The organism is Streptomyces deccanensis (assembly GCF_022385335.1).
In the GTDB taxonomy this organism is placed as follows: domain Bacteria; phylum Actinomycetota; class Actinomycetes; order Streptomycetales; family Streptomycetaceae; genus Streptomyces; species Streptomyces deccanensis.
Genome location: NZ_CP092431.1, coordinates 9,325,265 through 9,343,649, shown reverse-complemented (window position 1 = coordinate 9,343,649; position 18,385 = coordinate 9,325,265). Strand labels below are relative to the sequence as shown.

Sequence of the window (18,385 nt, the reverse complement as noted above, 5' to 3'; positions counted from 1 at the left end):
GGACCGCCCGGTCACGACTACGCGTTCCACAGGATTCGGCGCCGTGCCGGCCCGCCGGAGGATGCGGGGGTCGGACACGCCCGCAGACGGGAGCACCCCATGCCGTACGTCACCACAGCCGACGGGGCACAGATCTTCTACAAGGACTGGGGTCAGGGCCGCCCGGTCGTGCTCAGTCACGGCTGGCCCCTGAACGCCGACAGCTGGGAGGCACAACAGCTGTTCCTGGCCAGGCACGGCTACCGCGTCGTCGCGCACGACCGGCGCGGGCACGGCCGCTCCACCCAGACCTGGCACGGCAACGAGATGAACACCTACGCCGACGACCTCGCCACCCTGATCGACACCCTCGACCTGCGGGACGTCACGCTCGTCGGGTTCTCCACCGGCGGCGGCGAGGTGGCCCGCTACGTGGGGCGACACGGCACGGGGCGGGTCGCGCAGCTGGTGCTGGTCTCCGCCGTGCCGCCGTTCATGCTCAGGACCGACGACAACCCCGACGGCGTACCCGTCGAGGTGTTCGACGCGATCCGCGCCGGCTCGCTCGCCGACCGGTCGCAGCTGTACCGGGACCTCGCCGACGGCCCGTTCTTCGGCAACAACCGGCCCGGGGCCGACGTGTCCCAGGGCGTACGGGACGCGTTCTGGCTCCAGGGCCTGCAGTCCGGCCACCGCAACGCCTACGAGTGCGTCGCGGCCTTCTCCGCCACCGACTTCCGCGCCGATCTCGACGCCGTCGACGTGCCCGCCCTCGTCATCCACGGCGACGACGACCAGGTCGTGCCGTTCGAGGTGGGCGGCAGGGCGTCGGCGGCCCGGATCAAGAACGCGACGCTGAAGGTCTACCCGGGAGCCCCGCACGGCATCACGGACACGCACAAGGACCAACTCTGCGCGGATCTCCTGGAGTTCCTGGGCTCCTGAGCGTCCCGTCCCCCTCGTTCCGGTTCCTGGAAGGAAAACGATGAGCAGTCCCGACACGATCGTCCTGATCCACGGCTTCTGGGTGACGCCCCGGAGCTGGGAGCACTGGATCGCCCACTACGAGAAGCGCGGCTTCCGGGTCCTCGCCCCGGCCTACCCGGGCTTCGAGGTGGAGGTCGAGTCGCTGAACGCCGACACCACCCCGATCGAGAAGGTGACGGTCCCCCAGATCGTGGACAGCCTGGCCGCCGTCGTCCAGGGTCTCGACAGGCCGCCGATCCTCATCGGCCACTCCGCCGGCGGCGTCTTCGTCCAACTGCTCCTCGACCGGGGCCTCGGCGCGGCCGGCGTGGCGATCAACTCGGCGCCCACCGAGGGAGTGGCCGTACTGCCGCTGACCCAGATCAAGTCGGCGTTCCCGGTGCTGAAGAACCCCGCCAATCGACACCGCGCGGTCGGCCTCACTTTCGAGCAGTGGCACTACGCCTTCACCAACACCTTCCCCGAGGAGGAGTCGAGGGCGTTGTACGAGCGGTACGCCGTCCCCGCGTCCGGCAGCATCTTCTGGGACAGCGCCCTGGCCACCCTGCGCCCCGGCCACCAGAGCACCTATGTGAATTACCACAACGAGGACCGGCCGCCGCTGCTGTTCGTCTCGGGCGAGAAGGACCATCTGATGCCGCCCAAGGTGCAGCAGTCCAACGCCAAGCACTACAAGTCGCACACGGTCACCGAGGTCAAGGAGTACCCCGGGATGCCGCATCTGCTGCCCGCCGCGCCCGGCTGGGAGGCGGTCGCGGACCACGCCGTGGACTGGGCGGTCGCGCACGCGCGGTAGTCCGGGCCCTGTTTCGAACGCATCCGGGGTGGCCGTCGTACGGCCACCCCGGGTCTTTCCCCGGAAGGAGTCCCTCGTATGACCGGCGTCCGTGTGACGCACATCGGCGGTCCGACCGCGCTGATCGAGATCGGCGGCCTGCGACTGCTCACCGATCCGACGTTCGACCCGCCGGGCCGCCGCTACGCCTTCGGCTGGGGCACGTCGTCCCGCAAGACCGCCGGGCCCGCGCTGTCGGTCGCCGAACTGCCGCCGGTGGACGCGGTGTTGCTGACCCACGACCACCACGGCGACAACCTCGACGACGCGGGCCGCGCCCTCCTCCCGGGCGTCGAGGTCGTGCTCACCACCACCTCCGGGGCGCGACGCCTCGGCGGCAACGCACGGGGACTGGCGCCCTGGGACACCTGGACGTTGTCCTCCGCCGACGGCACGACCGTCGAGGTGACCGCCACCCCCGCGCGGCACGGCCCGCCGCTGTCCCGTCCGATCGTCGGCGAGGTGACGGGCTTCGCGCTCGCCTGGCCCGGCCAGCGGCACGGGGTGCTGTGGATCTCCGGCGACTCGGTCCTCTTCGCGGGCCTGCGGGAGGTGGGCCGCCGCCTGACCGTGGGCACGGCCCTGCTCCACCTCGGCGGCGTCGGCTTCCCGGTCACCGGCCCGCTGCGCTACACGATGACCGCCGCCGGGGCCGTGGACGTCTGCCGGCACCTGCGTCCCCGTACGGTCGTGCCGGTGCACTACGAGGGGTGGAGTCACTTCCGTGAGGCCCGCGCGGCGGCCGAGCGGACCCTGGCCGGGGCCCCCGCCGAGGTACGGGACGCGTTCCGCTGGCTGCCGATGGGGACGGCGACGGAACTCAGCGTGTGAGGTCCCCTGCCGCCTCGCCCGTCTCCAGCAGGTCCAGCGCCCGTTCCCAGCAGAACTCCGCGCGCTCACCGCTCTCCTCGCGCCCGCCGGCGTACGGGTCGCCGAACCTGACGCCCATGCCGCGCAGCCGCTCCAGGCTCGCGCGGTAGGCCGGGTGGGCGGCGAGGGCGTCGGCGACGCAGGGCAGCACGGCGATCGGGACGCCCAGGCCGCTCGCCTCGCACAGGGTGCCGACCGCGAGGGTGTCGGCCAGTCCGGCGGCCCACTTGTTGACGGTGTTGAAGGTGGCGGGCGCGACCACCACGGCGTCCGGCGGCGGGAAGGGGCGGGCGTCGCCCGGTCGCCGCCAGGCGGAACGGATCGGGCGGCCGGTCCGCGCCTCCACCTCGGCCGTGTCGAAGAAACCGCCCAGGGCGACGGGGGTCGCGATGACCCCGACCTCCCAGCCGCGCTCCTGGGCGGCGGCGATCAGCTTGCCGACCTCGGAGGCGATACCGGCCGCGCAGACGACGACGTAGAGGAAGGGCCGCCCACCCGGTCCGGACCTGCCTCGTCCCGGCTCCCCTCGCCCGGACCCGCCTCGTCCCGGCAGGTCGTCGGCCGTGTTCGCAGTCGCAGTCACCCGTCGACCCTACTCAACCCCGCTCACCCTCCGGGCGATCTCTCGACGAAGCGTTCGACGTCCTCGGCGGTCGGTCGGAGCAGCCCGTCCCGTACGGCGAGGGCGGTGGCCTCCGCGCGGGAGGCGGCGCCGGTCTTGCGCAGCAGGTGTTCGACATGGGTGTGCACGGTGCGCGGGGACAGGAACAGTGCCTGGGCGATGGCCTGGTTGGTGCTGCCGGTGGCCGCCCGGGTGAGCACCTCCAGTTCGCGCGGGCTGAGGCCGTACGGCAGCGGGGTGGGCGTCTCGTGGACGAGCACCGCGCTTCTCACGACGGCCGTGCCGAGGGTGTGGCGGCGCACGGTGACCCGGTACCAGTCGGGTCCCACGGGCCACAGCAGGCGCAGCCGGGTGCCGTGCGCCTCGGCGAAGGCGTCCAGGAGACGGCGGAACTCGGGGTCCCTGAGGACCACGGCGGGGGCCCGGCCCGGGAGTTCGAGGGTGTCGCCGGCTACGACGAGGCCGGCCCCGCCGTCCGCGGGGAGGTCGGGGAGGTCGCCCGCGTGCGCGGTGGGGTCGGCGAGGGCGCCCAGGGCGGGCAGCAGCGACGCCAGCAGGTAGCGGGTCTCGGTGTCGTAGGCGTCGGGGGTCGCCGTGGAGAGGGTGATCAGGCCGACGAGCCGCCCGTGGTGGCGCAGGGCGCCCGTCACCGCGTCGCGGACGCCCGCCGGGCGCATCCGCTCGGCGTAGAACCAGCCGTCGCGGTAGCGCTCGCCCGGGTCCTCGACGTCCTCGCAGATGGACGGGGGGATCGCGCTGCGCAGGACGTTGGCGTACCAGGGGGTCGCGACGAACTCGGCGGCCAGCGCGGCGGAGACGTCGGCGTCGTAGCCGACACCCGCGACCTGGACGTGGGCGCCGGTGATCGGGTCGATCTCCAGGAGGGTGGCGGCGTCGAGGGGCAGCGCGCGGCCGAGTTCACGCAGGGCCTCGGCGCAGGCGGCGGCGGTGTCGCGTTCACGGGTGAGCATCCCGATGCGGGCGGCGGCCGCGAGCTGGTGATGGGTGAGCATGCGAGCCTCCCGGGGCCGCCCCGAGACCGGTACAGGTCTTTTGGGCCCTAACGATAAGGGGACGGGGTGCGACGGACAAGGCATTCACCGATCCACGACGCCCCCACCGCCCACGGCCTTCCACGAAGCGTGCGCGGGCCCACCGCCACCCGGCCCCGGTCCGCGGACTCGGTATTTGTACGGATGGTGGGGCGGGGCGGTGGGGTCTTTTCTGTTCGGCACAGCAGGACGCCCGCCGTCGACGGGCCCCGTCCCCCTTGGAGATCCCCGCCATGACCAGACGCCCCCTTTCCGTCACCCCGGCCTCGCGCAGGCAGTTCCTCGCCTGGTCGGCCGGCGCGGTCACCGCGACCGGGCTGGCCGCCACGGGCTGCAGCGCCCCGGAGAGCAGCTCCGGTGCGGCGAAGGCGGCGGACGCGTCCCCCTCCGCACGCAGGCTCACGCGGATCGGTCTCGACTACCCCTTCACCCAGATCCCGCTCTACAGCACCCTGGTGAAGCTCTCCACGGCCGCGGCGAAGAAGCACGACGTCAAGCTGCTGACGACGAGCGACGCGAGCAACCCCGACACCCAGGCCAGCAACCTCAATGCCTGGGTCACGCAGAAGATGCCCGCGATCGTGTCGTTCCCGATGGTCTTCGAGGCCACCGAGTCGATCGCCAAGGCGGCGCTCGACGCGGGCCTGATCTGGGTGACGTACGGCGGGACGCTGGAGAACCAGAGCGCCGACATCCAGTTCAGCTTCCGCGAGAGCGGCACCCTGCTCGGCGAGGCCGCCGCGAAGTGGGCCGAGGAAGAGCTGAACGGGAAGGGGAAGATCGCGTTCCTGGTCGACAACACGATCGAGCTGGGCCGGGAGCGCACCAAGGGCATGATCGACGCCTTCACCAAGCTCGCGCCCGGTGTCGACGTGGTGGCGCAGGAGCAGGCCATCGACCCCGACACGGGGCTGTCGAAGTCCAACGCGCTCCTCGCCAAGCACCCCGACCTGAACATCATCCTCGGCATCACGGACGCCGCGGCGTACGGCGGATTCAAGGCCTTGCAGCAGAGCGGGCGGAAGAACGGCGACAAGAAGACGTTCGTCGGCGGCCAGGACGGCTCGGCCCCCTCCTTGCTCGCCATCAAGCAGGGCACCTTCTACCGGGCTTCGTCCGCCCTCGCCCCGCAGGACATCTCCGACGCCATCGTCGACGTGCCGCTCGCGGTGGCCGCGGGGAAGGCGAACCCGAGCGTCGAGGTGCCGGTCAAGCTGGTCCAGCGCGGTGACACGGCGGAGATCGACGCGCTGCTCGCCCAGAACGGCTAGGGCGGCGCGATGGCCGACACGAGCGACACGACGGGGGCGGCGGCCCTGCCGCCGAACCTGCGGATCACGTCCCTCAGCAAGTCCTTCGGCGGGGTGCGGGCGCTGGACGGGGTGGACCTCACCGTGCCCGCCGGCCAGGTGCACGCCCTGCTCGGGCACAACGGCGCCGGCAAGTCCACGCTGATCAAGTGCCTGGGCGGGGCGTTCCCGCCGGACGCCGGGACGATCGAGGTGGGCGGGGTGCCGTACGCCCGGCTCAGTCCGCGTGAGTCGATCGCGGCGGGGGTGGCGATCATCTTCCAGACGCTCAGCGTCGTGGACTCCCTGACCGTGGCCGAGAACATCTTCCTCGGGCAGGAGTGGACCCGGTACGGGCGGATCGACCGCCGGGCCCAGGAGAAGGTGGCCGCCGAACTCCTCGACCGCGTGGCCGCGAGCTGCTCGCCGCGCGACCGGGTGGGTGAACTGCCCATGGGACAGAAGCAGTTGGTCGAGATCGCCAAGGCGCTCAGCCGCAGCGCCTCGGTACTGGTCCTCGACGAGCCCACGGCCGCGCTCTCCGGCGCCGAGAGCGACGCCCTCGCGACCCGGGTGGAGGACCTGCGCGCCCAGGGCCTCGCCATCGTCTACGTCACGCACCTCCTGGCCGAGGTCGAACGCCTCGCGGACGCGGTGACGGTCCTCCGCGACGGCCGCGTCACCCACACGGCGACCGGCGTCCACCACCGCCACGCCCTGGTACGGGCGATCACGGGGGCGGACGGCCCACCGAAGCCCCACCGCGACACGGAGGCGCCGGCGCCGGGCTCGGACGGGCCGACGGTGCGCAGCGGTCCCGTACCCGGGGCCGCTACGGCCCCCTCCACCCCCCGCTCCCCCGCACCCGCCCGTCTCTCCCTGCGCGGGCTGCGCGGTCCCGGCTTCGGGCCGGTCGACCTCACCGTCGGTGAGGGCGAGATCGTGGGGCTGTACGGGCTGATCGGGTCCGGGCGTACGCGGGTGCTGGAGACGTTGTTCGGCAGGCGGCGGGCCGAGGGCGGCCGCGTCCACGTCGGTGGGCGTGAGGTCTCCCCCGCCCGCCCCGCCGACGCCCTCGCCGCCGGCATCGCGCTGGTGCCGGCGGACCGGCGGGCCCAGGGTCTGTTCGCGGGGCTGAGCGCGCAGGACAACGTGCTGCTGCCGAGCGTGCGCCCGCTCGCCCGGCGCGGGGTGCGGGCCCTCGGCGCGGAGCGGCGGGTGTTCGGCTCGCTCGCCGAGGCGGTGGGGCTGCGGCCCACGCGGCCTGGCCTGCCGGCCTCCGCGTTCTCCGGCGGCAACCAGCAGAAGCTGCTGCTCGGCCGGTGGATCAACGAGGCCAGGACCGTCGACGTCCTGCTGCTCGACGAGCCGACCCAGGGCGTCGACGTCGGCGCCCGCCAGGAGATCTACGACGTCGTGTCCACGCTCGCCGCCGAGCGCGGCACGGCCGTGCTGTTCGCCTCCAGCGACCCCGAGGAGGCGGCCGGCCTCGCCCACCGCTGTCTGGTCGTCGACCGGGGCCGGATCGTCGCCGAACTCTCCGGTCCGGACCTCACCGAGGCGTCCCTCCTGGCGGCGGTCCACGACGCGGGGCCCACGCCTCCGCAGCCGCACCACGCCCCGGACGGCGCCCCCACCGCGCCTCCCGCCCTCTCCCCCGAAGGAACGCCATGACCGCCGTGACCGCCGCCGAGCGCGGCGTCGTCCCCGGCCCGCGCGCCCTGGCCGCGCACGGGCTCTCGACGGTGCGCCGCCATCCCCTGATCGTCGTCCTCGCCCTGCTGGTGCTGGTGTTTCAGCTGTCCACCGGCAGCTTCCTCGACCCCGGGAACCTGCGCGGGATCGCCACCGACGCGGCCGCCCTCGCGATCGTCGCCGTACCCCTGGCCCTGCTGGTGATCAGCGGTTACCTGGATCTGTCGGTGGGTTCGACGCTGGCGCTGGGCGCCCTGACGGCGGGCTGGCTCGCGGGGGAGCAGGCCCAGTCCCCCGTGGTCGCCGTCCTCGGCGCGCTGGCCGTGGGCGCGGCGGTCGGCGCCGTGAACGGGGTGCTCTGCTGCTATCTGGGGCTGTCGCCGTTCATCGTGACGCTGGGCATGCTGGCGGCCGTGCGCGGCCTGGCGCAGCAGCTCTTCCCGCTGCCGCTGAGCGGCTTCGGCGACGGCTTCGCCTGGCTGGGCGGGGCGCGGATCGCCGGGATCGCGGCCCCCGTCGTCATCGCCGCCGTCGTGCTCGTCGCCGGGGCGCTGTTCCTGGCGTACACGCCCACCGGACGCCATGTGTTCGCGATCGGGGTCAACCGGGAGGCCGCGTACCTCTCCGGTATCGACGTCCGCCGTACGCCGTTCGCGCTGTTCGTGGTGACCGGTACGGCCGCCGCGCTGGCCGGGGCGATCAAGGCGTCCGTACTGGACAGCGTGGTCGCGGGCACCTCGGGCACGGGCTTCGAGCTGACCGTGCTCACGGCGGTGCTGCTGGGCGGGGTCGCCCTGAGCGGCGGCTCCGGTTCGGTTCTCGGGGTGCTGCTCGGCGTGCTGTTCCTGGGTTGTCTGCAGAACGGGCTGACACTGCTGAGCGTGCCGACGTTCTGGCAGCAGATGGCGCAGGGCGTGGCCCTGGTGGCGGGCGCGGCGCTCGCCTACTTCGGTCCACGCGCCACCCGGTGACCGCGCCCGGGGCCCCGCCCGTTCCCTCCTCCCCTCCCCCGCACCCAGACACCCCAGAGAGGTCCTCGTGAGCGACACTTCCCCCACCCTGGTCCTGACCGGCGGTCAGGTCGTCACCGTCGACGCCGGTTTCTCGGTCGCCGAGGGTGTGGCCGTGCGCGGCCGGGAGATCGTCGCGGTCGGCACGGACGCCGAGATGCGCGCCCTGGCCGGGCCGACGACCCGGATCGTCGAGCTGGCCGGGCGCACCGTGCTGCCGGGCATCAACGACTCGCATCTGCACGGCGCCGCGTACGGGCTGTCCAAGCCTCCGTTCGCCCTGGACGTGGGCCACCCGGCGGTGGGGTCGATCGCCGACATCGCGGGGGTGGTGGGCGCGGCGGCGCGGGCCGCCGCGCCCGGCGAGTGGATCGTCGGTCTGGGCTGGGACCCCGGCTATCTCGCCGAGTGCCTCGCCGAGCCGGGCCGCCTCCCGCACCGCGCCGACCTGGACGCGGTGGCGCCCGGTCATCCCGTCTGTCTGACCGACTTCTCCCAGCACATGGTGTGGGCGAACAGCGAGGCGCTGCGCCGCTGCGGGATCGACGCCGACACCGTGGCACCGGACGGCGGCGTCGTCGACCGCGACCCCGACGGCCGGCCCACAGGGATCCTGCGCGAGGCGGCCGGTGTCCTGCTCCAGGCCGCCCTGCCCTCCCCCACGGTCGCCCAGCGTCGCCAGGCCATCCGCAACGTCGTCGCCGAGCTCCATTCGCGCGGCATCACCAGCTACACCGAGCCGGGTCTCGGCCCCGGTGGCGCCGAGACCCTGTTCGGCGGGCTGAGCACCGACAACTGGACGGCGTACGCGGACCTGGCGGCGACCGGCTCGCTGCACGCCCGGGTCAGCGTCCTGCTCCTGCCCGCGCCGATCGGCGGCTCCGCCGACGACGTCCGCAAGGGCCTCGCCGAGCTGCACCGGCCGGAGTCGGCGGATCCCCGGCTGCTGAACGCCATCGGCGTGAAGATCTTCGCCGACGGGGTGCCGCCGAACCGTACGGCCTGGATGAACGAGCCCTACGTCGGCGGCGGCCACGGCTCCCTCTGTGTGCACGGGCGCACGCCCGAGCTGCAGGTCGACGAGTTGTTCGACATGATCCGGACCGCGCACGAGGCCGGTTACCAGCTGGGGGTCCACGTCACGGGCGACCGGGCCATCGACCTCGTGGTGGACGCGTTCACGGCGGCGCAGGAGGCCGTGCCGCGCGCCGACGCCCGGCACTACGTCATCCACGGCGACTTCATCGGCGCGGACAGCCTCGCCCGGCTGGCCGCGCACGGCTACGGCGTCAACATGAACCCCGCCATCAAGTGGACGATCTCCGATCTGATGGCCGAGGTCGTGGGCGCGGAGCGGTCGGCGTACCAGTGGCCCGCGCGGTCGGCGTTCGACGCGGGCGTGGCGGTGTGCGCCAGTTCGGACGCGCCGATCACGGAGCCCGACTGGCGGCAGGGCGTCGCCGGGATGCTGCTGCGCGAGTCGAAGGCCAGCGGTCGGGTCAGCGGTCCCGAACAGCGGGTGGAACTCGCCGAGGCGCTGCGGGCGTACACGATCAACCCGGCGCGGCAGGACTTCGCCGAGGAGTGGAAGGGGTCCGTGGAGGTGGGCAAGGTGGCCGACCTGTGCGTCCTGGACCGGCCGCTGCTCGGCCTGGACCCCCATGAGATCACCGGGGTCGAGGTCGACATGACGGTGTTCGACGGCGGGGTCGTCTTCGAGCGCTGAGCCGAGGGGCCGCGAGGCGAAGGCCGGTGCCGCAGCGCGCGGCACCGGCCTCGTCGTGTCCGCCGGCCCGAGGGCGCACCTGTCGGCTCGTCCGCTGTCCGGAGGGCGACCTGTCGGCTCGGACGTCAGCTCGTCAGTGCCTCGACCCTCCGCATGACCTCCGCGCAGAAGGCGCCGACCTTGTCGGGGTCGTCGATGAACTGGTTGGGCTTGACGCAGAAGGTCGTGAAGCCCTGCTCCAGTTGCTCGGGGATGGAGGCGAGGGCCGCCCCGAGGTCCGCCGGGGCGCGGTCGTCGGGGAAGACCGCCTGGGTGCCGCCGATCATCTCCAGTTCGGCGGCGTCCCGTCCGGCGGCGGTCATGGCCTCGTCGAGCGCCTTGAGGTCGTCCGGTGTCGGGCGCCCGAGGGGGTGGAAGCCGTGGCCGTACCGGACCAGCCGGCGCAGGACGGGGCCGTGCAGGCGCTGCCCGCCGAACCACAGCCGCGGCCCCTCGGGCCGGTACGCCTTGGGCTCGAAGTAGACGTCCCGGAACGGGTAGTGCTCGCTGTCGTGGGAGATCGGGGACGGCCCCCAGGCCTTGGCCCAGACCTCCAGGTGCTCGTCGAGCAGCCGGCCCCGTCTGCCGAAGGGCACGCCGAGCGCGTCGTACTCGTCCCTGCTCCAGCTGACCGTGGGCTGCACCAGCAGCCGTCCCTCGCTGAGCAGGTCGAGGGTGCCGAGTTCCCTGGCCATCAGCAGGGGGTGGCGCAGCGGGGCGAGGACGGCCGCGGCGGCCAGGCGCAGGCGTTCGGTGACGGAGGCGATGGAGGCGAGCAGGAGGAGGGAGTTGGGCCAGGGGGTGTAGGGGTCCTGGTTGCCGGGGAGGGCGTAGTCGCGAGGATTGCCCATGATGCCGTCGGCGGCGGCGTCGGGGCCGAGCACGATGTGTTCGCTGACCATGACGGAGTCGAACCCGGCGTCCTCGGCCTCGCGTGCCCAGCGGACGGCGGTGGGCAGGTCGGCCCGGCCGCCGGTGAGGGTCCAGTTCTCGCTGAGGACCAGCAGCATGCGGGGGGTGGTGCTCATGGGGGATTCCCTCTCCTCCGTACAATTTGATCCCGAATGACGGAACGACCGAACGATCCAACGCTCGAACTACCTGATGTCCGCATGAACGACGGACCGGGACCGGGGTGGCCGCACTGGGCCCTCGCGTCCGGCCGTGAGACCGAAGGAGCACCCGTGCCCGGCCAGCGATCCATCACCGAAGCCGAGAAGCTCGCCGCGGCGAAGCTCGGGGACTTCTCGATCCGCCGGGACCAGATGGCGGCGGTGGCGAACATCTACCGGGCCGCGTCGGCGGTGCGACAGCACCTGGAGAACTCCGTGCTGCGCGGCTCCGACCTGACCTGGACGGCCTTCGTGGTGCTGTGGGTCGTGTGGGTGTGGGGCGAGTCCGAGACCCGGCACGTGGCCGAGGAGGCGGGCATCTCCAAGGGCACGCTCACGGGGGTGGCCCGGACGTTGGAGTCGCGGGGGCTGGTGCGGCGGGCGGACCACCCGACGGACGGGCGGCTGGTGCTGCTGGCCCTCACCGACGAGGGCGAGGAGCTGATGCGGCGGGTGTTCCCGGCGTTCAACGAGGAGGAGGCCTTCGTCACCGGGCAGCTCAGCGACGCGGAGTGCCGGAGCCTCGCGGAGGGACTGCGCAGTGTCGTGCTCCAGGTCGAGGAACACGGCGAGGAGCGCCGCCGCACTCTGCTGAACGGCGCCGAGCCCGCACCCCGACGCAGCGGCCGCCGCCCGAAGGCATGACGGATCCCCGCCCGACGCACCTGTCCGTCCACCTCAGGACCTTCCCGATCGTTTGGATGCAAACAAAGTAGGCGGACGCCGAATCCACGGTCAAGGGCCCCGGCCGATCGGGCGTCACTGCCCCGGGTCTCAACCGCTGTCGCCCCGCCACCTAATTCGGTTGCGGGGCCGTGGCGCCGGCCCCCAGGATCTGCCCATGTTCATCCATCACGCCTCCCCGACGCCGTCCCTCGCCACCGTCTCGTCGGTGCGGGGACAGCAGCAGTCGGGCCGACCCTGGGGGCCGACACCGCCCCGGTCATGACGGCCGCGCTCGTCGCGGGGCTCCTCGCCGGGTACGGCATCGCCATCCCCGTCGGAGCCGTCGCGACCTACCTCGTCTCCCTCACCGCCCGCACCTCCCTTCGGACCGGGGTGTGCGCCGCGCTCGGCGTCGCGACGGCCGACGGGCTGTACGCCCTGCTCGCCGCCCTCGGCGGTACGGCCCTCGCGAACGCCCTGCAACCGGTGCTCACCCCCCTGCGCTGGGCCTCGGCCCTGGTGCTCCTGGCGCTGGCGGTACGCGGCGCGGTCGGGGCCGTGCGCCAGTACCGCGCCCGGCGTCTGCCCACCCGGGCGCAGCGGGATCCGGTCGGCCCGGCACGCGCCTACCTCGCCCTCCTGGGCATCACCCTGCTGAACCCCACCACGGTGGTCTACTTCGCCGCGCTCGTGCTCGGCAGCCGCGCCACCGAGGCCGTGAGCCCCCTGGAACAAGCGGTGTTCGTCCTCGCCGCGTTCCTCGCCTCGGCGAGCTGGCAACTGCTGCTCGCCGGCGGTGGCGCCCTGCTGGGCCGTGCGCTGACCGGACACCGGGGGCGGTTGGTCACCGGTCTCGTGTCGAGCGCCGTGATCGCGGGACTCGCGGTGCTGATGCCGTAGCCGTCACATCCGCCTGGCGCGAGGCGCCGTACTGCTCGGACGCCGAGCGGGCCGCGCTCGCACTGGCCGACGACTTCACAAGTCCCGGGCGGGCGTGGCCCGATGAGGATGATTCCGCGTGGGGCCGGTGTTGAATGCGGGGAAGAATCGGTAGCGGAAGAAGTCTGTACGCGACAGCAAGGGACGGTAGCCATGCCTCTTGAGGGCGAGTACGTGCCCAGCCCCACCCAGTGGGTGCGCGAGCAGGTCGAGTTGTACGAGAGCTCGGGCGGCACACGGGGCACGACACTGATGGACACCGGTTTGCCGGTCATCGTGCTCACCACGCGCGGCGCGAAGAGCGGGAAGATCCGCAAGACGCCGCTGATGCGGGTGGAGCACGAGGGTCGGTACGCGGTCGTGGCCTCGCAGGGCGGCGCGCCCAAGCACCCGGTCTGGTACCACAACATCAAGTCCGACCCGCTGGTGGAGCTCCAGGACGGGCCCACCCGGCAGGACCTGATCGCGCGTGAGGTCACCGGGGACGAGAAGGCCGAGTGGTGGGACCGGGCGGTCGCCGCGTATCCGCCCTACGAGGACTACCAGAAGAAGACGGACCGCGAGATCCCCGTCTTCGTGCTGGAGCCGGTGGAGGGGTGACCGGGCGGCGCGTCGTCGGGTGCGGGTCCGGTGGGGGCTGGTCGCGCCGTTCCCCGCGCCCCTGAAAAAGCGGGGCTGCCCCCCTTGCTTTTTCGGCCCGAAAGGCCGGCAGGCCCTTGAGGCCCTGCCGGCCCTCAAGGGGCGCGGGGAACTGCGCGAGAAGCCCCACCGGCCCGCAGACGAACCCCGGCCTCACCACACCCACACCCACACCCGCACCCGCACCCGGCGAGAAAAAGTTCGCTTCGACGCGCATGCTCCCCGAAGGGCCGGGCACCCGAGACTCAGGCCCCGCCGCGTTCCCCCGTCGCCGCGGGGCTTTCCCCTGCCCGCTCCCCCGGTCCCGTCTTCTCCGTCACGTCGAGGAAGATCTGGTCGGCCTCGGGCACCACATGGGCGATGGAGCCCTTGATGCGGACGGCGACCTGCTCGACCTCCTCGCTGTCGAGGCCGGGGACCAGGTCCACCCGCGCGGCCACCAGGGTCGAATCCAGGCCGAGTTGCATGGTGAGCAGGGCCTCGACGGTGTCGATCTCGGGCTGCGCCTCCAGCAGGGAGCGGATCTTCCTGCTCGGTTCGGGGTCGGCCGCGACCCCTATGAGCTGCTCCCGGGCGTCCCGGCCGAGCCAGTAGGCGACGTACACGAGCAGGGCCCCGATCGCGAACGAGGCGGACGCCTCCCAGATCACCTGGCCGGTGACCATGTGCAGGGCCATCCCGGCGATCGCGAGCGTCACCCCGAGGACCGCCGTGCCGTCCTCGGCGACGACCGTGCGCAGCGCCGGGTCCCTCAGTCCGTCGACACCGCCCTGCCGCCGCACCTGGTGCAGGGCGCGCAGCAGTGACGCCCCCTCGGAGAGGAGGGCCACGCCGAGGACGGCGATACCGGCGATGTAGCCGTCGTAGGACTCCGCGCTCTCGGACGTCAAGGCGTGGACGGCCTGGTAGAAGGAGAAGCAGCCGCCCATCACGAAGATGCCGACGGCGGCCAGCAGGGACCAGAAGAAGCGCTCCTTGCCGTAGCCGAAGGGGTGCCGGGCGTCGGCGGGGCGGCGGCTGCGGCGCAGCGCGGCGAGGAGGAAGACCTCGTTCAGGCTGTCGGCGACCGAGTGGGCGGCCTCCGAGAGGAGGGCGGGCGATCCGGCGAGGAGCCCGCCGACGGTCTTGGCCGCGGCGATCAGGAGGTTGGCGCCCAGGGCGACGAGGACCGTGATCCTGGTCCTGCGGTCCTCCCGCGTCTCACTCTCCTCCCGTGTCCCGCCTTCCTTCCGCGTCCCGCTTTCCTTCCGCGTCCCGCTTTCCTCACGGGTCCCCGGTCCTTCGAGAACCGCCCCGCCCCGTTCGTCTGCCATCTCGGTGTCTTGTGGTGTCCGGGTCACGTTCGCCGCTTGCCCCGACCGGTCGTGCTCACACCGTGGGGGTCGCGTAAATCGGGGAACCCTCATCAGGGCAGACGTATCCGGACGGGCCGGGAGGACGGACGGCATGAGTGTCGGTGAGGGCAACGAGGCGTACGGGCGGAAGGCGTTCAAGAGGTCCAGGAGCCACTTCGCGGACCGGATCACCGCCGACGGCCGTGACGGCTGGCCGGTGGAGGCGGGCCGTTACCGGCTGGTGGTCAGCCGGGCCTGCCCCTGGGCGAGCCGGGCGGTGATCTCGCGGCGGCTGCTGGGCCTGGAGGACGCCCTGTCGATGGCCGTCGCCGACCCGATCCAGGACGACCGGAGCTGGCGGTTCACGCTGGACCCGGACGGCCGCGACCCGGTGCTCGGCATCCGCTTCCTGAAGGAGGCGTACGACGCGCGGGAGAGCGACTACCCGGGCGGGGTCAGCGTCCCGGCGGTCGTGGACGTGCCGAGCGGTGAACTGGTCACCAACGACTACCAGCGGATCACCCTCGACCTCGCCACCGAGTGGGCGGACCTGCATCGCGAGGGCGCGCCCGACCTGTATCCCGAGGCCCTGCGCGACGAGATCGACACGGTGATGGCGGAGGTCTACGAGGACGTCAACAACGGCGTGTACCGGGCGGGCTTCGCCACCGGGCAGGAGGAGTACGAGGAGGCCTGCGCCGGGGTGTTCCGGCGGCTGGAGGCGCTGTCGGAGCGGTTGGCGGGGCAGCGCTACCTCGTGGGCGGGACGATCACGGAGGCGGACATCCGGCTCTTCACCACCCTGGTGCGTTTCGACCCCGTCTACCACGGTCACTTCAAGTGCAACCGCTGGAAGCTGGCGGAGGACCCGGTGCTGTGGGCGTACGCCCGTGATCTCTTCCAGACCCCCGGATTCGGCGACACCGTCGACTTCGACCACATCAAGCGGCACTACTACCAGGTGCACACGGGCATCAACCCGACCGCCGTGGTGCCGCTCGGGCCGGATCTGGCGGGCTGGCTCGCCCCCCACGGGCGGGCGGATCTGGGCGGCAGCCCGTTCGGTGACGGCACGCCGCCGGGGCCGGTGCCGGCCGCCGAGGTCGTGGCCCCGCAGGGCCGTCCGTGACCGGACGGCATCACGAAGCGAAGGAGGAGGACCAGATGTCCAAGAAGAAGAAGCTGCCCGTCGCCTACAAGCCGGTCGGCTTCGCGCTGGGCTGGGTGAGCGGTGCGGTGGCCTCGGCCGCGTTCCGCAAGACCTGGAAGCTGATCCGGCACGAGGACGACGCGCCCGACGCGCTGGACCGGGACCGCGGCTGGGGCGAGATCCTGCTGGCGGCGGCCGTCCAGGGCGCGATCTTCGCGGTCGTGCGCAGCGCCGTGGACCGCACGGGCGCGAAGGCCATCGAACGGTCCACCGGGGTCTGGCCGGCCCCCGAGAAGGGAGGCCGCGACTGACAGCGGGGTCCGGGCGGGTGGTCTCCCCACGCGGGGCCACCCGCCCGTTCGTTCGCCCGGCTAGCCCTGCTTCGGGGCCGTCGGGTGTTCGCGGCGGAGGGTGAAGGAGTGGCCGGCCGGGTCGGAGTAGCCGCGTTCCTCGAAGGGGCCGCTGGCCTCCTTGGTGTCGACGGGCCGTCCGCCCAGGGAGACGATCAGCCGCTCGGCCTCGTCGAGGTCCTCGACGTAGAAGTCGAGATGGGCCTGGAGGGAGTTCTCGGGGCGGGGCCAGCTGGGCGGGACGGCGTTGACGTCCCGGCGGAACGCCATCCGGGTACCGCACGCGCCCTCGATCTCGACGCGGTTGGCGGTCGCGTCCGTCTCCCGCGCGTCGAGCAGCTCCTTGTAGAACACCGCGAGCTTCTCCGGCTCGGCGCAGTCCAGCACCACGAAACCCGCCTGTACCAGTGCCATGTCTCCTCCGTACGGGATCCCGGGCGCGGGGGACGGTCCACCGCCGCCCATACGCTCCCCGGGTACCCGCGGACTACAGGTTCAGCCGCAGCGTGACCGCCTGGGGACGGAACTCCTCCCGCTCGTAGAACCGGATGCCGTCCGCGTTGCCCGCCGAGGCGGTCACCTCCGCGTGCGCCGCACCCCCCTCTCGCGCCCACGCCAGGAAGGCGTCGACCAGCCGGGCCCCGACCCGGGCCCGCCGGTGTTCGGGCCGCACGTACAGCGCCATGAGGGTCGCCGATCCGACGGGCCGCATGGCGGTGGGGCCGGACATCGCTCCCGACAGATGGCCGACCACCTCACCGTCGCACACGGCGGCCAGCAGCAGTCTGCCCGGGTCCTGGAGGGCGGCTGTGAAGGCCTCGGTGCCGTGCAGGCGCGGCCAGTCCACGTTCAGGCTCGGGTCCCGCTCGCCACCGTCCTCGGCGAAGAGCAGGGAGCTGGAGACGACGATCCCCGGCACGTCCTCGGCGCGGGCCCGCCGCACGATCACCTCTGGCTCACTCACCTCTGGCTCACTCATGGGCCGGAACCTAGCGGTCGGCACTGACAACCCGTCGCAGCCTGAAGGTCTGGACTTCCTGGACGACCGTCCAGCTATAGTGGACACCTGTCCAAGAAGTATCCGAGACATCGAGTGAACGACGGAGTCTGTTGACCATGGAGATCCTGGCGAACGTGCTGGTCGCGCTGGTGGCCCTGCTGCACGCGTACATCCTGGTGATGGAGATGTTCCTGTGGCAGAAGAAGCCGGGGATGTCCTTCCACGGGCTGGACGCCGAGATGGCGCGGCGGACCGCCTCGCTCGCCGCCAACCAGGGCCTCTACAACGGCTTCCTCGCCGCCGGCCTGGTGTGGGGCCTGATCGCCGACGACCCCACCGGCTACCGGGCGCAGATCTTCTTCCTGTCCTGTGTGATCGTCGCGGGCGTGTACGGCGCCGCCACCGCCAACCGCCGCATCCTCGTCGCCCAGGCGCTGCCCGGCGCGCTCGCCCTGGCCGCCGTCCTCGTCGCCGGATGACCCCCGGGGAGCCCCGGCCCGCACACGAGCCCCGGCCCGCGCAGGAGCCCCGGGCCACGGAGGATCCCCGGGCCTCCCGCACCCGGGCCAGGCTGCGGGAGGCCCTCCTCGACGAGTGCGCCCGGCACCCGCTGCACGAGGTCAGCGTGGCCGCGCTGGTCCGCCGGGCGGGGGTCGGCCGGGCCACGTTCTACGTGCACTACCCCGACCTGGAGGCGCTGGCCGTCGACGCCTGCGCCGATGTCGTACGGGAGGCCGTGGAGGCGCTGCACGCCTGGCGTGGGCGCCCCGACCCGGTGCGGGCGCCGGCCGCCCTGCCGGAGTTCTTCGCCGGTCTCGCACCGCACGCCGCCCTGTACCGCGCGCTGCTCCTGCCCGGTGGCGGTGGGCCGCTCGGCCGGGTCCTGCACCGGGACCTGCGCGCCTACAGCCTGCGCGAGCGCGAGCTCGCGGGGGCCGCGGACGCCCCGCTGGTGGCGTCCGCCGTGGCGGCCACCTTCGCGGGCGTCCTCGCCGACTGGCTGCACGGCCTCCTCGACGGCACCCCGCGGGAGATCGCCGACCAGGCGTGGCAGCTGCTGGTCGCCCTGCACCGCAGCCGCTGAACAGCCC

General features: G+C 72.9%; 20 protein-coding genes. 14 read left to right on the top strand and 6 right to left on the bottom strand.

Annotated features, from left to right (window positions below; translation table 11 throughout):
* Nucleotides 1-99 precede the first annotated feature (99 nt).
* From L3078_RS41155 to L3078_RS41145, 3 genes are all read left to right on the top strand, one after another.
* A complete protein-coding gene (locus L3078_RS41155; RefSeq protein ID WP_239759313.1) occupies nucleotides 100-924 on the top strand; it encodes an alpha/beta fold hydrolase in 825 nt (274 codons plus the stop codon).
* 40 nt (nucleotides 925-964) lie between these two features.
* A complete protein-coding gene (locus L3078_RS41150) occupies nucleotides 965-1,762 on the top strand; it encodes an alpha/beta hydrolase (protein ID WP_239759312.1) in 798 nt (265 codons plus the stop codon).
* A 78-nt stretch (nucleotides 1,763-1,840) separates the two neighbouring features.
* On the top strand, nucleotides 1,841-2,632 hold the full coding sequence (locus L3078_RS41145; protein ID WP_239759311.1) for an MBL fold metallo-hydrolase: 792 nt from the start codon (nucleotides 1,841-1,843) through the stop codon (nucleotides 2,630-2,632).
* Here the strand turns inward: L3078_RS41145 and L3078_RS41140 are convergent.
* Both L3078_RS41140 and L3078_RS41135 read right to left on the bottom strand, forming a co-directional pair.
* On the bottom strand, nucleotides 2,622-3,254 hold the full coding sequence (locus L3078_RS41140) for a flavoprotein (protein ID WP_420864144.1): 633 nt from the start codon (nucleotides 3,252-3,254) through the stop codon (nucleotides 2,622-2,624). The genes L3078_RS41145 and L3078_RS41140 overlap by 11 nt on opposite strands.
* 23 nt (nucleotides 3,255-3,277) lie before the next feature.
* On the bottom strand, nucleotides 3,278-4,306 hold the full coding sequence (locus L3078_RS41135; RefSeq protein ID WP_239759310.1) for a helix-turn-helix transcriptional regulator: 1,029 nt from the start codon (nucleotides 4,304-4,306) through the stop codon (nucleotides 3,278-3,280).
* Between the two features lie 272 nt (nucleotides 4,307-4,578).
* Here L3078_RS41135 and L3078_RS41130 point away from each other — a divergent pair, with 272 nt between their 5' ends.
* From L3078_RS41130 to L3078_RS41115, 4 genes are all read left to right on the top strand, one after another.
* Nucleotides 4,579-5,616 (top strand): sugar ABC transporter substrate-binding protein, encoded by a 1,038-nt coding sequence (locus L3078_RS41130; protein ID WP_239759309.1) that lies wholly within the window; start codon nucleotides 4,579-4,581, stop codon nucleotides 5,614-5,616.
* A gap of 9 nt (nucleotides 5,617-5,625) precedes the next feature.
* On the top strand, nucleotides 5,626-7,308 hold the full coding sequence (locus L3078_RS41125) for a sugar ABC transporter ATP-binding protein (RefSeq protein WP_239759308.1): 1,683 nt from the start codon (nucleotides 5,626-5,628) through the stop codon (nucleotides 7,306-7,308).
* Complete coding sequence (locus L3078_RS41120) at nucleotides 7,305-8,300, top strand: ABC transporter permease (protein ID WP_239759307.1); 996 nt, start codon at nucleotides 7,305-7,307, stop codon at nucleotides 8,298-8,300. The genes L3078_RS41125 and L3078_RS41120 overlap by 4 nt, the downstream gene beginning before the upstream one ends.
* 67 nt (nucleotides 8,301-8,367) lie before the next feature.
* Nucleotides 8,368-10,065, top strand: a complete 1,698-nt coding sequence (locus L3078_RS41115; protein WP_239759306.1) for an amidohydrolase — start codon at nucleotides 8,368-8,370, stop codon at nucleotides 10,063-10,065.
* Between the two features lie 125 nt (nucleotides 10,066-10,190).
* On the opposite strand, the gene L3078_RS41110 is transcribed toward L3078_RS41115, so the two are convergent.
* Entirely contained in the window at nucleotides 10,191-11,132 is a 942-nt protein-coding gene (locus L3078_RS41110; RefSeq protein WP_239759305.1) for an LLM class flavin-dependent oxidoreductase, read from the bottom strand.
* A gap of 156 nt (nucleotides 11,133-11,288) precedes the next feature.
* Between L3078_RS41110 and L3078_RS41105 the strand changes: the two genes are divergently transcribed.
* The 3 genes from L3078_RS41105 to L3078_RS41095 all read left to right on the top strand — a co-directional run bounded on the left by L3078_RS41105 (nucleotide 11,289) and on the right by L3078_RS41095 (nucleotide 13,421).
* Nucleotides 11,289-11,861 (top strand): MarR family winged helix-turn-helix transcriptional regulator, encoded by a 573-nt coding sequence (locus L3078_RS41105; protein WP_239759304.1) that lies wholly within the window; start codon nucleotides 11,289-11,291, stop codon nucleotides 11,859-11,861.
* A 300-nt stretch (nucleotides 11,862-12,161) separates the two neighbouring features.
* Nucleotides 12,162-12,782 (top strand): LysE family transporter, encoded by a 621-nt coding sequence (locus tag L3078_RS41100; RefSeq protein WP_239759303.1) that lies wholly within the window; start codon nucleotides 12,162-12,164, stop codon nucleotides 12,780-12,782.
* A 192-nt stretch (nucleotides 12,783-12,974) separates the two neighbouring features.
* Complete coding sequence (locus tag L3078_RS41095; protein WP_239759302.1) at nucleotides 12,975-13,421, top strand: nitroreductase family deazaflavin-dependent oxidoreductase; 447 nt, start codon at nucleotides 12,975-12,977, stop codon at nucleotides 13,419-13,421.
* Between the two features lie 284 nt (nucleotides 13,422-13,705).
* Here the strand turns inward: L3078_RS41095 and L3078_RS41090 are convergent, their stop codons facing one another.
* The gene (locus L3078_RS41090; protein ID WP_239759301.1) at nucleotides 13,706-14,800 is read right to left on the bottom strand and encodes a cation diffusion facilitator family transporter; all 1,095 of its coding nucleotides are present in this window, start codon (nucleotides 14,798-14,800) and stop codon (nucleotides 13,706-13,708) included.
* A 106-nt stretch (nucleotides 14,801-14,906) separates the two neighbouring features.
* Between L3078_RS41090 and L3078_RS41085 the strand changes: the two genes are divergently transcribed.
* Together L3078_RS41085 and L3078_RS41080 are read left to right on the top strand one after the other, a co-directional pair.
* The gene (locus L3078_RS41085; protein ID WP_239759300.1) at nucleotides 14,907-15,923 is read left to right on the top strand and encodes a glutathione S-transferase family protein; all 1,017 of its coding nucleotides are present in this window, start codon (nucleotides 14,907-14,909) and stop codon (nucleotides 15,921-15,923) included.
* Between the two features lie 35 nt (nucleotides 15,924-15,958).
* Entirely contained in the window at nucleotides 15,959-16,255 is a 297-nt protein-coding gene (locus tag L3078_RS41080) for a DUF4235 domain-containing protein (RefSeq protein WP_045560053.1), read from the top strand.
* 60 nt (nucleotides 16,256-16,315) lie between these two features.
* On the opposite strand, the gene L3078_RS41075 is transcribed toward L3078_RS41080, so the two are convergent.
* Both L3078_RS41075 and L3078_RS41070 read right to left on the bottom strand, forming a co-directional pair.
* Nucleotides 16,316-16,708: a VOC family protein gene (locus L3078_RS41075; RefSeq protein ID WP_239759299.1), complete on the bottom strand. Its 393-nt coding sequence runs from the start codon at nucleotides 16,706-16,708 to the stop codon at nucleotides 16,316-16,318.
* Nucleotides 16,709-16,781: 73 nt separating this feature from the next.
* The gene (locus L3078_RS41070) at nucleotides 16,782-17,273 is read right to left on the bottom strand and encodes a GNAT family N-acetyltransferase (RefSeq protein WP_239759298.1); all 492 of its coding nucleotides are present in this window, start codon (nucleotides 17,271-17,273) and stop codon (nucleotides 16,782-16,784) included.
* A gap of 137 nt (nucleotides 17,274-17,410) precedes the next feature.
* Between L3078_RS41070 and L3078_RS41065 the strand changes: the two genes are divergently transcribed.
* Both L3078_RS41065 and L3078_RS41060 read left to right on the top strand, forming a co-directional pair.
* On the top strand, nucleotides 17,411-17,773 hold the full coding sequence (locus L3078_RS41065; protein WP_045560050.1) for a DUF1304 domain-containing protein: 363 nt from the start codon (nucleotides 17,411-17,413) through the stop codon (nucleotides 17,771-17,773).
* Nucleotides 17,770-18,378, top strand: a complete 609-nt coding sequence (locus L3078_RS41060; protein ID WP_239759297.1) for a TetR/AcrR family transcriptional regulator — start codon at nucleotides 17,770-17,772, stop codon at nucleotides 18,376-18,378. The genes L3078_RS41065 and L3078_RS41060 overlap by 4 nt, the downstream gene beginning before the upstream one ends.
* Nucleotides 18,379-18,385: the final 7 nt, after the last annotated feature.

Bases quoted from the DNA above. Each gene is read 5' to 3' on its own strand.
- L3078_RS41155 (WP_239759313.1), top strand. From the start codon at position 100: ATGCCGTACGTCACCACAGCCGACGGGGCACAGATCTTCTACAAGGAC.
- L3078_RS41150 (WP_239759312.1), top strand. From the start codon at position 965: ATGAGCAGTCCCGACACGATCGTCCTGATCCACGGCTTCTGGGTGACG.
- L3078_RS41145 (WP_239759311.1), top strand. From the start codon at position 1,841: ATGACCGGCGTCCGTGTGACGCACATCGGCGGTCCGACCGCGCTGATC.
- L3078_RS41135 (WP_239759310.1), bottom strand. From the start codon at position 4,306: ATGCTCACCCATCACCAGCTCGCGGCCGCCGCCCGCATCGGGATGCTC.
- L3078_RS41130 (WP_239759309.1), top strand. From the start codon at position 4,579: ATGACCAGACGCCCCCTTTCCGTCACCCCGGCCTCGCGCAGGCAGTTC.
- L3078_RS41125 (WP_239759308.1), top strand. From the start codon at position 5,626: ATGGCCGACACGAGCGACACGACGGGGGCGGCGGCCCTGCCGCCGAAC.
- L3078_RS41120 (WP_239759307.1), top strand. From the start codon at position 7,305: ATGACCGCCGTGACCGCCGCCGAGCGCGGCGTCGTCCCCGGCCCGCGC.
- L3078_RS41110 (WP_239759305.1), bottom strand. From the start codon at position 11,132: ATGAGCACCACCCCCCGCATGCTGCTGGTCCTCAGCGAGAACTGGACC.
- L3078_RS41100 (WP_239759303.1), top strand. From the start codon at position 12,162: ATGACGGCCGCGCTCGTCGCGGGGCTCCTCGCCGGGTACGGCATCGCC.
- L3078_RS41095 (WP_239759302.1), top strand. From the start codon at position 12,975: ATGCCTCTTGAGGGCGAGTACGTGCCCAGCCCCACCCAGTGGGTGCGC.
- L3078_RS41085 (WP_239759300.1), top strand. From the start codon at position 14,907: ATGAGTGTCGGTGAGGGCAACGAGGCGTACGGGCGGAAGGCGTTCAAG.
- L3078_RS41080 (WP_045560053.1), top strand. From the start codon at position 15,959: ATGTCCAAGAAGAAGAAGCTGCCCGTCGCCTACAAGCCGGTCGGCTTC.
- L3078_RS41075 (WP_239759299.1), bottom strand. From the start codon at position 16,708: ATGGCACTGGTACAGGCGGGTTTCGTGGTGCTGGACTGCGCCGAGCCG.
- L3078_RS41070 (WP_239759298.1), bottom strand. From the start codon at position 17,273: ATGAGTGAGCCAGAGGTGAGTGAGCCAGAGGTGATCGTGCGGCGGGCC.
- L3078_RS41065 (WP_045560050.1), top strand. From the start codon at position 17,411: ATGGAGATCCTGGCGAACGTGCTGGTCGCGCTGGTGGCCCTGCTGCAC.
- L3078_RS41060 (WP_239759297.1), top strand. From the start codon at position 17,770: ATGACCCCCGGGGAGCCCCGGCCCGCACACGAGCCCCGGCCCGCGCAG.